10 protein-coding genes are annotated in these 14,447 nt (G+C 47.2%); 6 read left to right on the top strand and 4 right to left on the bottom strand.

Going from position 1 to position 14,447, the window contains the following annotated elements; translation table 11 throughout:
* The first annotated feature begins 3 nt into the window (after positions 1-3).
* From AOC29_RS03140 to AOC29_RS03130, 3 genes are read left to right on the top strand one after another with little or no spacing between them, the layout of a single operon-like run.
* Positions 4-765, top strand: a complete 762-nt coding sequence (locus AOC29_RS03140; protein ID WP_215296591.1) for a glycosyltransferase family 2 protein — start codon at positions 4-6, stop codon at positions 763-765.
* A complete protein-coding gene (locus AOC29_RS03135) occupies positions 762-1,541 on the top strand; it encodes a glycosyltransferase family 2 protein (protein ID WP_215296590.1) in 780 nt (259 codons plus the stop codon). Before AOC29_RS03140 ends, AOC29_RS03135 begins: the two co-directional genes overlap by 4 nt.
* 11 nt (positions 1,542-1,552) lie before the next feature.
* Positions 1,553-2,692 (top strand): glycosyltransferase family 9 protein, encoded by a 1,140-nt coding sequence (locus AOC29_RS03130; RefSeq protein WP_215296589.1) that lies wholly within the window; start codon positions 1,553-1,555, stop codon positions 2,690-2,692.
* A gap of 3 nt (positions 2,693-2,695) precedes the next feature.
* Here AOC29_RS03130 and dnaE read toward each other — a convergent pair whose 3' ends face one another.
* Positions 2,696-6,310 (bottom strand): DNA polymerase III subunit alpha, encoded by a 3,615-nt coding sequence (gene dnaE, locus AOC29_RS03125; protein ID WP_215296588.1) that lies wholly within the window; start codon positions 6,308-6,310, stop codon positions 2,696-2,698.
* Between the two features lie 3 nt (positions 6,311-6,313).
* Here dnaE and gluQRS point away from each other — a divergent pair, with 3 nt between their 5' ends.
* Positions 6,314-7,261 (top strand): tRNA glutamyl-Q(34) synthetase GluQRS, encoded by a 948-nt coding sequence (gene gluQRS / locus AOC29_RS03120; RefSeq protein WP_215296587.1) that lies wholly within the window; start codon positions 6,314-6,316, stop codon positions 7,259-7,261.
* Here the strand turns inward: gluQRS and AOC29_RS03115 are convergent, their stop codons facing one another.
* The 3 genes from AOC29_RS03115 to AOC29_RS03105 all read right to left on the bottom strand — a co-directional run bounded on the left by AOC29_RS03115 (position 7,262) and on the right by AOC29_RS03105 (position 10,468).
* Entirely contained in the window at positions 7,262-8,695 is a 1,434-nt protein-coding gene (locus AOC29_RS03115) for a DEAD/DEAH box helicase (protein ID WP_215296586.1), read from the bottom strand. It lies immediately after the preceding gene.
* Positions 8,696-8,701: 6 nt separating this feature from the next.
* Complete coding sequence (locus AOC29_RS03110; RefSeq protein ID WP_215297317.1) at positions 8,702-9,106, bottom strand: heme-binding protein; 405 nt, start codon at positions 9,104-9,106, stop codon at positions 8,702-8,704.
* A gap of 177 nt (positions 9,107-9,283) precedes the next feature.
* Positions 9,284-10,468 carry an alanine--glyoxylate aminotransferase family protein gene (locus tag AOC29_RS03105; protein WP_215296585.1) on the bottom strand — a complete coding sequence of 395 codons (1,185 nt, stop codon included), beginning with the start codon at positions 10,466-10,468 and terminating at the stop codon, positions 9,284-9,286.
* A gap of 221 nt (positions 10,469-10,689) precedes the next feature.
* Between AOC29_RS03105 and AOC29_RS03100 the strand changes: the two genes are divergently transcribed.
* Both AOC29_RS03100 and AOC29_RS03095 read left to right on the top strand, forming a co-directional pair.
* The gene (locus AOC29_RS03100) at positions 10,690-11,376 is read left to right on the top strand and encodes a GntR family transcriptional regulator (protein WP_215296584.1); all 687 of its coding nucleotides are present in this window, start codon (positions 10,690-10,692) and stop codon (positions 11,374-11,376) included.
* A complete protein-coding gene (locus tag AOC29_RS03095) occupies positions 11,373-14,444 on the top strand; it encodes an FAD-binding and (Fe-S)-binding domain-containing protein (RefSeq protein WP_215296583.1) in 3,072 nt (1,023 codons plus the stop codon). Before AOC29_RS03100 ends, AOC29_RS03095 begins: the two co-directional genes overlap by 4 nt.
* Positions 14,445-14,447: the final 3 nt, after the last annotated feature.

The following is a 14,447-nucleotide window of genomic DNA, read 5'->3' as shown; positions in this document are numbered from 1 at the left end:
ATTATGCCCACCTTATCAGTCATACTCATCACCCGCAATGAAGAGGCCAATTTAGACGACTGTCTGGCCTCTCTGGAAGGCATTGCCCAGCAGATTGTGGTGGTCGACACCAACAGCGCTGACCGCACCCTAGAAATCGCCCAAAAGTATGGCGCGACGATTGCTCAACCCTCAGATTGGCCCGGTTTTGGCCCCCAAAAGAACCACGCTTTGGACTTGGCCTCGGGTGACTGGGTTTTATCCCTAGACGCCGATGAAAGACTCACCCCTGCACTCAGGTCAGAAATTGTGACAGCAGTTCACCATAGCCCCCAGATCAATTGTTTTGCCATTCCCAGACTGTCTTGGTACTGCGGCCGCTTCATTCGCCACTCTGGGTGGAGCCCAGATTACGTAGACCGGCTCTTTAAGCGAGGCACTGCCCGCTTCTCAGATGATTTAGTTCATGAGCGACTCATTCCCAATGGCGCTGTCGCAAAGCTAGAAAACCCCATGCTGCACTACAGTTTCATGAACTACTCTCAGGTGCTGCAAAAACTGGATCGTTATTCCACAGCCTCTGCTGAGCAAGCGTTTGCCCAAGGCAAAACAAGTAGCCCCTTAAAAGCAGTTTTGCATGGTGTCTGGGCATTTATACGCACTTATATTATTCGCGCTGGATTTTTGGATGGGGGTCAAGGATTTGCCTTAGCCATCTCCAATGGTCAGGGAACATATTACCGCTACATCAAGCTCTGGCATCTCCATCAGGAAGCGCGTAAATGATTTCGATTTTGCTGGCTACATATAACTGGCCGCAAGCCCTGAAGCTCTGCCTGGAATCGCTAGCTACCCAAACAGACCATCATTTTGAAATCATCATCGCCGATGATGGGTCTACTGAGAGCACTAAACAAATCATTGGTGCCTTTCAATCAACACATTCACTTTCAATAACGCACCTTTGGCAAGAAGATCAAGGTTTCCGAAAAACCAAAATTCTCAACCAAGCAATTGAAGCAGCTAAAGGTGATTACCTCATCTTTTTAGACGGAGACTGCCTGGTTCAGCCGGATTTTGTTGCTCGCCATCGCGAGCTTGCACAAAAGGGCTTTCTCGTTACTGGCAGCCGAGTCCTACTCAATGAAAAACTAACACAAGAGTTGCTAGCCACTTCCCGCTGGGACTTTAAGCTATTTATCTCCAAGCTTTTGGAGTACCGCCTCAATGGTGGCATCAATAAATACTGGCCACTCAAAATCAAACTCGGCAATGGTTCTTGGCGCGACTATAAAAAATTTGTTTGGCGGCGTATTAAGGGTTGCAACATGGCTTGCTGGAAAACCGATGCGCAAGCAATTGATGGCTTTGACGAGACCATGACCGGCTGGGGTCACGAGGATGCTGACTTTGTCTTTCGTTTACAGCGGCATCATATCAAGCGCAAATCAGGATCATGGTCTACCGAAGTATTGCATCTCTTTCATCAAATTCATGATCAGAGCAATGCTGCTGAAAATGCGCGGCGTGTGCGTGAAAAGATTTTGGCAAAGGCAATGTAAGCGATCCACATATGACCAACTTCTCCACCCTAAAGCCCAAAAAAGTATTATTCATTGCGACTCGGCAAATTGGCGATGTACTGGTCACAACACCTTTAATTAGCAAAGCACGTGAACTGTGGCCCGATGCTGAATTTCATTTTCTGGGATACAAGGGCAAGCTCGATATGCTCAAGGGTAATCCAGATATTGACCAGATTATTGAAACCTCTGACCGACCTGGGTTTGGCGAATACCTCTCATTATTTAACCAACTCTTTCAACGCTATGACCTCGCCTTTGTGACTCAGCCAAGCGATCGTGCTTACTTATATGGCTTGGTTGCTGCATTTCATAGAGTAGGCGTTTTGGGTGGACATCCTCAAGGCAAGCAAAGTAATGCAAATAAGCAAAATGCTTGGAAAAAATTCATTTCAATGCATACCGTTGAGGTAGATTACTTTACACAGCATGTCATTACTGAAAAACTGCGCCTTCTGGAAGTATTCTTCAGAAACCCTAGCGATTTATTTGCAAACCCGATTAATGTCACACCACCTATTGGCGAGCCTTTGACACCAGTCATTGCCAGCGAACTGACTCATGCTTATGTCGTGATTCATCCAGGCCCTCTGACAGCCTACAAACGCTGGCCTCTTGGCCATTGGCAGAAGCTCATTACTTATATAGTTAATCGCGGCTTTCAGGTGGTGCTAAGCGCTTCACCAGCAAAACAAGACTTACAACTAAACCATGACATCCTATCCTTGTTAGAACCCAAGGTTCGCCAAAAGGTGATTGATACTGCGGGCAAGCTATCTATCCCTCAAGCAGGATCTTTATTGCGTGCAGCTAGTTTGTATATTGGAGTAGATACTTCCATCACCCATTTAGCAGCAGCCTGTAATACGCCAACCATTGCTTTATTTGGCGCTACACCGCCCACCAATTTTGGACCATGGCCAAATGGTTTTATTGGTGCGCAACCTTATCAATTACGTGCTCGCACACAAACGGTTGGCAACATCACTATCTTGCAAGGTCCCGGGGAATGCGTACCCTGTCGTAAGGCTGGTTGTTTAGATAGAGCAGATAGCAATAGCGAATGCTTGGACCTACTAGAACCCGCTCAAGTCATTGAGGCAGTAGAAAAGATCTTAGAAAGAAAATAAAGGCTAGTGGTACTGAACTTGCACAGGATCTTTTTGTTTTGAAGTCAGCAATTGATTGAGACTATGCAAGCAGGCGTCATCCGGATAAATGCGCATCTCTTCTGGGAACTGCATTAAGCAAGCACCGCCACTTGTAGTCACAGCTGCCGTCAACATCAAACCTTTTACTCCATCATTTGTATTGGGGCTTGGCACAGGCGCACCAAGCTTCGGGTCTCGGGTGCGATTGGCCATGAGGTAAGGTCCAATTTGACTACGCAGCATTCTGATGTCTACCGCTGAATCCAGGTATACATGCACATTGCGCGCAAAGCGCATCCGCGCCCCAGTAATATCCATGACCGCCTCAGACACAATTCGCATGCCACCAGAGAACTTATCTGGCGTCACATTTACTTTAGCAATCAGGAGCTCATCTTCTTTTAGCCAGGAACGATTGGGCTCATAGACCTCGCTATACAAAGTGACCTCTAGCGCGGCAGTACCATCATCAATCGTCGCAATCATCATGCGGCCGCGTTGACCTGTCAACATGCGTGCTGATGTCACAATGCCGGCAATCAGTTGATCTTTGCCTTCGGTAATTTTCGCTAATGGTTGGCGAATGAAATGAGAGGTCTCTTCGCGGTAGGCATCAAACATATGACCAGTCAAACACAGTCCTAAAGCCGTTTTTTCTTCTTGGAGACGTTTTTTCTCAGACCAAATAGGCTCGCGTACCAGCTCAGGCTGATGTTGATGATCCTCACCAGCAACCTCAAATAAGCTTACCTGATGAATCGAAGCTTCTGCCTGTTCAGCCGCTTCAATCGCTCTTGCCAAAGAAGCCAACAAGGTAGAGCGAACATCATAGAGATTGCCGCCAGCTGCTTGGGAGTCCTTATAGAGGCTATCAAACGCACCTGCACGCATCAGTGCTTCTATGGCACGCCGATTCACTTGTCTGCGATCTACGCGAGCGCAGAAATCAAACAGGTCCTTGAATGGTCCATCGGATTCGCGTGCTTTGACAATGGCTTCAATCGCTGCCTCACCAGTACCCCTAACCGCTCCTAAGCCATAACGAATATGACTGATCGGCGCATCAGGCTCAGCATCGGGTGCTCGCAAGGGCGTGAACTCATAGACACCCGTATTGATATCGGGCGAGAACACCCGAATTTGGTTTGCCAAACAATCGTCATACAAAATCTTCACCTTATCGGTGTCATCCATCGCGAGCGATAAGTTGGCCGCCATGAATTCAGCAGGGTAATAGGCTTTGAGCCAAGCAGTTTGATAAGCTAAGAGAGCATAGGCAGCAGCATGAGATTTATTAAATCCATACCCTGCAAAACGCTCCATCAAGTCATAGATCTCGTTGGCCTTTCCCTCGGAGATACCGCCTGCTTTTGCACCATCACTAAAAATTTTGCGATGCTGTGCCATTTCTTCTGGCTTTTTCTTGCCCATGGCACGGCGAAGCATATCGGCACCACCAAGTGAGTAGCCGCCGATCATCTGTGCCATCTGCATCACCTGCTCTTGATACACCATGATGCCGTAGGTTTCACGCAGAACGGGTTCAATACGCGGATCTGGATACTCTACTTTTTGACGACCGTGCTTACGCTCAATAAAGTCTGGAATCAAATCCATCGGACCAGGACGATATAGGGCCACTAGCGCGATAATGTCTTCAAAGCGGTCAGGCTTAGCATCGCGCAGCATGCCTTGCATGCCGCGACTTTCTAGCTGGAATACGGCAACCGTATTTGCCCGCTTCAATACGTCGAAAGCTCGCTCATCATCGAGTTGAATATCGCTAATACTCCAATCCTTACGATCAGCATGCAGCGCTTTAATCCAGCGCTCTGCTGCTGCCAAGATAGTGAGCGTCGTAAGACCTAAGAAGTCAAACTTCACCAAGCCAATGGCCTCAACATCGTCTTTATCAAATTGGCTAATCACAGAGCTACTATCTTGATCTTTGCTCTCTTGGGTATAGAGCGGACAAAAATCTGTCAGTCGACCTGGGGCAATCAAAACACCACCAGCATGCATGCCAACGTTACGCGTCATACCCTCGAGTTGCTGCGCCAATGAGAGTAATTGACGGACCTCGTCTTCATTCTTTTCACGCTCGGCTAATTGCTTCTCTTCCTTTTTCGCTATTTCAATGGTCATGTATTGACCTGGCTTATTGGGAACAAGCTTCGCAATCCCGTCAACAAAGTTATAGCCCTGCTCTAAAACCCGGCCCACGTCACGAATCGCTGCTCTGGCAGCCATCGTGCCAAAAGTCGCAATTTGGCTGACAGCATCCTTACCGTATTTATCTTTCACGTACTGAATCACACGGTCACGACCGTGCTGACAAAAGTCGATATCAAAGTCGGGCATCGATACCCGCTCTGGGTTCAAGAAACGCTCAAAGAGTAAGTTGTAACGGAGTGGATCGAGATCGGTAATGCCGAGAGAGTAAGCCACTAAAGAACCGGCACCTGAGCCGCGACCTGGACCTACAGGGACGCCATTGTTTTTAGCCCAGTTAATAAAGTCTGCAACAATCAAGAAGTAACCAGGAAAGCCCATTTGAGAAATCGTCTTGACCTCAAACACTAAGCGCTCGTGATAACGAGACATCTCCTTAGTGCGCTCTTCTGGGTCTGGAAAGTTGCGCTCCATATGACGCTTGAGACCAACTTCAGATTGCGCTAAAAGATACTCATCCAACGTGATGCCTGGTGGCGTCGGAAAATCTGGCAAGCGTGGCTGACCTAGAACCAGAGATAAGTTGCAACGCTTCGCAATCTCAACTGAGTTCGCCAAAGCTGCTGGTAAATCTGCGAAGCGCTTTTCCATCTCTGCTTGCGTCAAAAAATACTGCTGATCGTTAAATTTCTTTTGACGCCGCGGGTTACCCAGCAGTTCACCCTCAGCAATACAAACGCGCGCCTCATGCGCCGTAAAGTCGCTCTTTTGCATAAACTGCACTGGGTGTGTCGCTACTACTGGTAGATCTAACTCACTAGCTAAATGACATGCTAGCTGAAGCTGCTTTTCATCTTGCGGATGACCACCGCGTTGCACTTCAATGTAAAACGATTGGGGGAAGAGTTTTTCATAACGTCTCGCCACGCTTTGAGCTTGATCTTCTTGGCCTGCTAACAATGCGGCACCAAGCTCACCCATACGCGCACCTGACAGCGCAATTAATCCGTAAGAGAGTGTTCTATTGGCTTTCTTATCTTCCGCTTTTGCAGCAGGCTCGCTAAACCAAGCTGAATCGACTTCAGCACGACCACGTGATTGATTATCCAAAGAGGCTCTACTGAGTAACTCACAAAGATTGAGGTAGCCAGAATGGTTTTGTACTAGCAATAACAGTCGATGAGGCTGATCGGGGTCTTGGGAATTGCTCACCCAAACATCTGCGCCGGCAATCGGCTTAATACCACCAGAGCGAGCGGCTGTATAAAACCGCACTAGGCCAAATAAATTACTTAAATCGGTGAGAGCCAAGGCACCCATTTCATCTTTGGCAGCTGCAGCTACTGCATCATCAATGCGCACGACTCCATCCGTAATCGAAAACTCGGAATGAATGCGGAGATGTACAAAACGGGGTAAAGCCATGAGATGATTTTAGCTGTGTCCAAGCTCAAAAACCCTTCATCCCCAGCCGACGGCTATCGCGGGCGATTTGCCCCCTCGCCTACTGGACCACTCCATGCGGGATCGCTGGTTGCGGCCCTAGGAAGCTGGTTAGATGCCCGTAAAAATGGTGGTAAATGGCTGCTCAGGATAGAAGACTTGGATACCCCTAGATGCATCCTTGGGGCTGATCAGCTCATTCAGTCCCAATTGCTCGCATGTGGCCTTTTCTGGGATGAAGCCCCCACCTTTCAGTCAAAACATCAGGATCGCTACCAAAAAGCTTTAGAACGCCTCAATGAGCTTAAATGCCTCTATTCCTGCATCTGTTCTCGGCAAACAATTACCAACACCCTAGCAGAGCTTGGAGTTCAAACGCCACGCAATCAAGAGATGGTTTATCCGGGAACGTGCAGACCAAGTCAACTAGAGAGCCATACAAGTTCTGAAATTTCAGACCTGAAGGCGGCTTGGCGAGTTGCGCTATCCCCAAATTGCCAGATTGATTTTGAGGATTTAGCCCTCGGCACTCAAAGTCAGAATCTCAATCATCAAGTCGGGGATTTTATCCTGCGCAGAAATGATGGTCTCTTTACTTACCAACTCGCCGTAGTTGTAGACGATGCAGAGCAAGGTATTACCCATATCGTGCGTGGCGAAGATTTGCTAAGCAACACCGCTAGGCAAATATATTTACAAACTCTTTTGGGATACACAACGCCGCATTACAAACATCTCCCCTTGGTATTAGATGAACACGGCGCAAAATTGAGTAAGCAAACCTTAGCAACCCAAATTAATACACAAGATCAAACACATTCTCTTGCAGAGCTTCGCAAGGCTGCAACACATTTAGGATTGGTTGGGTTACCTGATGGTGAGAGGATCACCATTGCAGAGTGGCTCTTGGCAGCTACTCATGCCTGGAGCTAATTACTTCTTTTTGAAACCGCCCAATAAGGCGCCAACTGCTGGCTTAGCGGCCACAATACCCACTTTTTTCACTTCTGGCTTTACTACATCGGATGACTGTGGTGCGGCGCTAGGCTCATAAGGTTTATAGAAAAATGGGTCTGACATTTTTGCTGGGGCACTACTACTAGTAGATGGCTTGGCATAAGCAGGAGTACCCTCAGGCAAAGGCTGGATATCTAACTTACGCTTCATTAGCTTTTCAATATCGTCTAATAAACGCTTTTCACTGGCATCTACTAAAGCAATCGCATCCCCTGTACTACCAGCACGACCTGTTCGACCGATGCGGTGAATAAAGTCTTCAGCGTTATAAGGCAACTCATGATTAATCACGCAAGGCATATCTGGAATATCCAAACCCCGCGCTGCCACATCAGTCGCCACCAACACTTCAATCGCGCCAGACTTGAATGCATCCAAAGTTAAGGTACGCTCACCCTGACTCTTATCGCCATGAATCGCACCTGCTTTAATACCATCACGCTCTAAGGCCCGTGCTAACTTGGCACAACCTAAACGACTATTGGTGAAGATGATGCACTGACGCGATAAACCTTGACGCGTACGGTTTTCTAAGACTTGGACAATTGCACGCTGCTTATCGCTTGCTGACACCATATGAATGACTTGCTTAACCGTGTCGGCCGCAGCATTTTGACGAGCTACTTCTACCGTTACCGGTGTACGCAAATAACTCTGCGCGAGCTTCTTAATCTCTGGTGAGAAGGTTGCCGAAAACAACAGGGTCTGTCTTTGCGCAGGAATCAAATTAATGATGCGTTGTAGATCAGGTAAGAAACCCATATCGAGCATACGATCGGCTTCATCTAGCACCAGAATCTCGACCTGAGACAAATTAGCTACTTTAGACCCAATGTGATCAAGTAAGCGACCTGGTGTGGCAATCAAGATCTCAATACCGTTACGCAAGATAGCAACTTGCTCTTTCATATCCACGCCACCATAGACCACAGCAGCACGCAGATCAGTATGCTTCGAGTAGTTTGCTGCATTCTCAGCTACCTGCACCGCCAACTCTCTGGTTGGAGTTAAGACTAAGGCGCGAATCGGATGACGTGCGGGTGAGGCGCTATTGCTAGCATGGCGCAAAATCTTTTGAATGATTGGCAACACAAAGGCTGCTGTTTTACCAGTGCCAGTTTGTGCAGCACCCATTAAATCGCTCCCTGCTAAAACATGCGGAATTGATTGCGCTTGAATCGGAGTAGGAGTGTTATAGCCTTGTTCAGCAACCGCTTTTTGAATCAGCGGGTCTAAACCAAAATCAGCAAAAGTAATTGTTGCTGGAGGGGTGATACTAGGGGCGGCGCTAGGAACGACTGAGTCGCCAAGCCCTGTAGGTGAATTTATTTCAGTAGCAGTATTGATCAAGGTAACTTACAGGATGGCCGCAATGCCGGCCTTAGCGGTTTCGGCATCCTCGGTCGATTTAACGCCGGAAACGCCGACTGCGCCGATGGTAAACCCATTTACCTCGATATTGACCCCACCCTCTAACATGCCCGAAATATGTGGGGCAGATAAAAAAGAGGTGCGACCATTATTAATAATTTCTTCATATACGCGGCTTTCACGTTTACCCATGGCAGCAGTGCGTGCTTTTTCTTGAGCAATGTAAGCAGATACTGGTGCGCATCCGTCACGACGGGTCAAACCTAGTACATGTCCACCATCATCACAAACAGCGATCGTGACTGCCCAATTATTTTCAGCGGCATGCTTGTTGGCTGCATCCAGAATCTTTTGAGCATCCGCTTGAGTTAAATAAGGTTTAGTTGCCAACATGTTGAATCCTTTTTAAATACTATTGTCTCGAATATGTTTTATGTGATGAAAGTACCATCAATACAAGTGCCTGAATTATAAAGGCTGCAGCCAGGCTCAGCCCTTTAAGTCTGACCCCGGACGATCTGCACCCTGCCTTTGCCCTATACGCAACCGAAAGGGTCTAAATGGTGATTATTTGAGGAATTCTTGAGCAGCTACTACACCGCTAGCCCTAGGCGTAAAGCCCATAGCACCCAAGCTCATTTCAACCCCACTTAAAGCAGCCATCAAATTGAGCTCATTACAGTCACCCAAATGACCAATGCGGAATGCTTTGCCCTTAATTTTTCCAAGGCCCGTTCCCAAGGAGAGATTGAATTTCTCCAAAGCATGTTTGCGTAATTTGTCAGCATCCATACCTTCAGGTGTAGCGATACAAGTTAACACTGGAGAGTAGCAATCCTTATCCTGACATTGAATTTCAAGCCCCCAAGCATGAACAGCTTCACGACAAGCGGCAGCCAAACGCTGATGACGCGCAAAGATTGTGTCTAAACCTTCAGCCATCATCATGTCCATCGCTTCATGCAAACCGTACATTAAATTCGTGCTAGGTGTAGTTGGCCAGTAACCATTTTTATTGGACTCCAATATTTCATCCCATGCCCAATACGCTTTATGCATTTTGTTTTGCTTGCTCACTTCAATGGCTCTTGCTGACAAGGCATTAAAGCCAATACCTGGAGGCAACATCAAACCTTTTTGCGAACCAGAAATAGTCACGTCCGCGCCCCACTTGTCATGCTCGTAGTCTGCAGATCCAAGGCCAGAGACGCTATCAACCAACAACAAAGCGGGGTGCTTTAAGGAGTCGATCGCTTTACGTACTGCGGCGATGTTTGAAGTAACGCCAGTCGATGTTTCGTTATGCACTACGCATACAGCTTTGATTTCATGCTGAGTGTCTTTACGCAAACGCTCTTCAATCACTGCAGCATCTACACCCCAACGCCAAGAATCTTGTCCAGATTTACCAACGACCTCGACCTTCAGACCGAGGCGTTGTCCAAGTGCGCGCCATAAATTGGCGAACTGACCAGTTTCATAAAACAAGACTGTGTCGCCAGGATTGAGCACATTCACTAAAGCGCCTTCCCATGATCCCGTTCCGGAAGCGGAATAAATGATCACCGGCTGCTCTGTTTTGAAAATCTTCTTGATACCATCCAAAACCTTTAAGCCAAACGCACCAAACTCAGGACCACGATGATCAATAGTTTGATAACTAATGGCGCGTAATACGCGAGGAGGTACTGGGCTTGGGCCAGGAATATGTAAAAAATGGCGTCCTGATGCGTGGTTATCAAGTTTCAACATGCTTTGTCTCGCTATGGATGGGTTTAGGTAATTAAATGGGGGTGAATTCTGGGAACTCGTTTCAGCCGCTAGTGTATGACAAATTTTGGCAATTTTCCATTTTGTATACAATTTATTTTCATTTAATCTAAAAATAAACCTTAATTTAAGCATTTAAAGCCATAATTTATGCTTTATCATGGCTTATTGATATTTTTGTATACAAATTATAGGTTCTCAATATGACGGTCACAGAGCAGCCAAATTCCCAGAATCTGCATGAGGCAATCTTCCAAAAACTCAGATCACTCTTAGTAGAGGGAAAGATTGCACCAGGCAGCAAACTGAATGAGCGTGAATTAGCTGAAAGCCTGAACGTTTCTCGCACACCGATTCGGGAAGCGATTCGTCGCTTGGCTGCCGATGGCCTAGTAGAGTTGATCGCCAATCGTGGAGCGATTGCTGTGCAATTGAGTTTGGAAGATGTCATTCACACCTTTGATGTGATTGCCGACTTAGAGGGCCTCTCTGGAGAGCTGGCTGCAAATCATATTAATGATGCCAGCCTCTCTGAATTAGAGGCACTCCAGTATGAAATGATGGCTTCGTATGCGCGTCGTGATTTATCGAGTTATTACAAACTTAATCTACGTATCCATCATTTAATTAATCAAGCGGCGAACAACCCTGTACTCTCTCGCCTCTTTACTCAAGTAAATACGCGTATCGAGGCGCTACGCTTTCGCTCCAACCAAGACGGCGTCAAATGGGAAAAGGCAGTTGAAGAACATCAAGAGATGCTCGATGCCTTAAAAGCACGTGATAGCCAGAGAATGCGCAAGATCATGATTCAGCACGTACAGAACAAGCGCGATGTTGTCGTGCAACTTCTGAAAGCAGAAACAAGCAGCCTGGAGATGGCTAAATGAATAAGCCCTTAGACCTCAAAGAAGTCATGATTGATCAAGCGACCTTAGCAAAGCGCCTACGCCAAGAAACGTCTGGCGAAGTGATGACCGATAGCGCAAGTCGTGGTCGCTACGCTACCGATGCCTCTATTTATCAAGCCATGCCAGTGGCAGTGTTTGTCCCCAAGACCGCAGAAGATATTGCTACAGCCATTCAGATTGCGGCTGAGCTTGGTGTACCAGTATTACCAAGGGGTGGTGGCACCAGTCAGTGTGGCCAGACTACTGGCGCTGCACTAGTGATTGATAACAGCAAATACTTCAGAAATGTTCTTGATCTCAATCTCAATCAAGGCTACGTGGAAGTTGAGCCAGGTATTGTGCTGGACCATCTCAATGGCTCCCTCAAGCAACATGGTCTTTGGTATCCAGTAGATGTATCCACTGCTGGGCAGGCCACGATTGGCGGCATGGCAGGTAATAACTCTTGTGGAAGCCGCTCTATTGCTTACGGCAATATGGTGCATAACGTCTTGGGTATCAATGCTTGGCTGGCGAATGGTCAAATTGCCGAGTTTGGTAATTACGCCAATAGCTCTGGTGTTGCTAAGCAGTTAGGTGACTTTGTAAAAGGTTTAGCAAACACACTTCAACCAGAGATCGAAGCTCACTTTCCGAAAGTACTCAGACGAGTCGCTGGTTACAACCTCGATATCTTTCACCCTCAAAGTGAACTACCTTATACGCAAGATGGCAGCGTGAATCTCTCACATCTTTTAGTGGGTAGCGAAGGTACGCTGGCTTACTTTAAATCTCTCAAACTCAAACTTGCACCACTACCGAAACATAAGGTGCTTGGCATTGTGAACTTTGCGAGCTTTTACAAAGCCATGGATAGTGCTCAACACATTGTGAAACTTGGACCTACTGCAGTAGAGTTAGTCGATCGCACCATGATTGATCTAGCACGCAGTAATCCCAGTTTTAAGAAGACGATTGAGACTGCACTGATTGACCATACTGCGCAAACTCCAGAAGCGATTCTGTTGGTAGAGTTTTCAGGGGAAGCGCATGCTCCCTTGCTTGAAAAAATCATGGCATTACAAGAGCTCATGGGTGACTTAGGCTTACCCGGTTCAGTGGTATCTATGCCAGACGCTTCCTTGCAAAAGAATTTATGGGAGGTGCGTAAAGCGGGGCTAAATATCATGATGAGCTTAAAAGGTGATGGCAAGCCAGTGAGCTTTATTGAGGACTGCGCAGTTCCGCTAGAGAGTCTGGCAGATTACACCCAAGCCTTAACGGATGTCTTTTCTAAATACGGTTCACGCGGCACTTGGTATGCCCATGCTTCAGTTGGTACTTTGCATGTCCGACCCATTCTTGATATGCGCAGAGATGGCGCCCAAAAGATGCGTGCTGTTGCCGAAGAAGCATCTGCCTTGGTACGTAAATACAAAGGTGCTTACAGTGGTGAACATGGTGATGGCCTGTGTCGTGGTGAATGGATCTCATGGCAATTTGGCCCCAAGATCACTGAAGCCCTTGCAGAAATCAAGCATGCCTTTGATCCTCAGGGACTATTTAATCCAGGCAAGATTATTAATCCACCAAAGATGGATGATGCGAGTAACTTTCGATTTTCGCCAAGTTATCAAGTGATTCCATTACAGCCTGCATTAGATTGGTCAGCCTGGAACGTACAAAATAATCCTGTTACTGAAGAAACTACCGCGCCCGGCACGGGTGGTGATCCTGCAATGGGCTTAGCTAAAGCGGTAGAGATGTGCAATAACAATGGCCACTGCCGTAAGTTTGATGCGGAGGTGATGTGTCCCAGTTATCGTGTGACTCGGGATGAGAAACACCTGACCCGCGGCAGAGCAAATACCTTACGCTTAGCACTCTCCAATCAACTCGATATCAAAGACGAGACTTCACCACTTGGCAGCGATGCCATTAAAGAGGTGATGGAATTGTGTGTGAGTTGCAAAGCCTGTCGGCGTGAATGTCCTACTGGCGTTGATATGGCCAAGATGAAAATTGAGTTTCTATCAGCCTATAAGAAACGGGTTGGCCATTCTTTACGTGATCTAGCAGTGGCGTATCTTCCCAAGTATGCCGGCACGATTAGCAGTATTCCACTCTTGCCAGTGATCCTCAATCTGCGCAATCACATTGCACCGATTGCCAAGCTACAAGAATGGATCATGGGTATCTCCGCCCAAAGAAGTTTGCCAATTTGGAAAGGTAATACTTTCTGGAGTAAGCCAAAAGCAATCGCACCCTATCAATTTAGTCCTGAGGCCTTATCAAATCAACCAGGGGTAGTGCTATTAGCCGATACCTTTAATGCTTACTTCGAAGATGAAAATCTGCAGGCGGCAATAACCGTTCTTACTGCTGCTGGCTATCGTATTCATATTCCGCACAAGAGTCAGCACAAGGCTAAAAATAAAGAACAAAACACTTGCTCCAAAGAATTTTGCTGCGGCAGAACTTACCTTGCAGCTGGCATGGTGGATAAAGCCAAGGAAACACTCGGTGAACTCATCGATCATCTCGCGCCCTACGCGCAAAAGAATATTCCAATTATTGGTCTTGAGCCCTCTTGTCTCTTTACCCTAAAAGATGAGGCTTTAGTGATGGGTTTTGGTGAGCGGGCCGTGACCGTATCGCAGCAAGCGCAACTCTTAGAAGAGTTTTTAGCCAGCAAAGCGAAAGCAGGCAAACTCAACCTGCAACTCAAAGCCGCCAGTAAGCCGGTCCTTTTTCATGGACATTGCCATCAGAAGTCCTTTGCAGCTGTGACACCCGCCATGGAACTACTTAAACTCATTCCTAACGCAGAGCCTCAGTTAATTGAATCATCTTGCTGCGGCATGGCCGGTAGCTTTGGCTATGAAGCCGAGCATATCGAGGTATCTAAGCAAATGGCTGAAGCGAGCCTATTACCGAGCATTCGTAAATCACCCGATAGTTGGGTAGTAGCGGATGGCACTAGTTGCCGTCATCAAATTGCTGACGGCACGCAACGTGAAGCGGTACATATCGCCAGAATATTAGCGGCACATCTTTCAGTTGAATGAAAA

It is taken from the genome of Polynucleobacter sp. JS-JIR-5-A7, from assembly GCF_018687935.1.
In the GTDB taxonomy this organism is placed as follows: Bacteria; Pseudomonadota; Gammaproteobacteria; order Burkholderiales; family Burkholderiaceae; genus Polynucleobacter.
The sequence above is the reverse complement of the archived record's forward strand: the minus strand, read 5'-3'. Positions and strand labels throughout refer to the sequence as shown.

Excerpts from the sequence above, each read along its gene's own strand:
- AOC29_RS03130 (WP_215296589.1), top strand. The coding sequence starts at position 1,553 with ATGACCAACTTCTCCACCCTAAAGCCCAAAAAAGTATTATTCATTGCG.
- gluQRS (WP_215296587.1), top strand. The coding sequence starts at position 6,314 with ATGATTTTAGCTGTGTCCAAGCTCAAAAACCCTTCATCCCCAGCCGAC.
- AOC29_RS03140 (WP_215296591.1), top strand. The coding sequence starts at position 4 with ATGCCCACCTTATCAGTCATACTCATCACCCGCAATGAAGAGGCCAAT.
- AOC29_RS03105 (WP_215296585.1), bottom strand. The coding sequence starts at position 10,468 with ATGTTGAAACTTGATAACCACGCATCAGGACGCCATTTTTTACATATT.
- AOC29_RS03100 (WP_215296584.1), top strand. The coding sequence starts at position 10,690 with ATGACGGTCACAGAGCAGCCAAATTCCCAGAATCTGCATGAGGCAATC.
- AOC29_RS03135 (WP_215296590.1), top strand. The coding sequence starts at position 762 with ATGATTTCGATTTTGCTGGCTACATATAACTGGCCGCAAGCCCTGAAG.
- AOC29_RS03095 (WP_215296583.1), top strand. The coding sequence starts at position 11,373 with ATGAATAAGCCCTTAGACCTCAAAGAAGTCATGATTGATCAAGCGACC.
- dnaE (WP_215296588.1), bottom strand. The coding sequence starts at position 6,310 with ATGGCTTTACCCCGTTTTGTACATCTCCGCATTCATTCCGAGTTTTCG.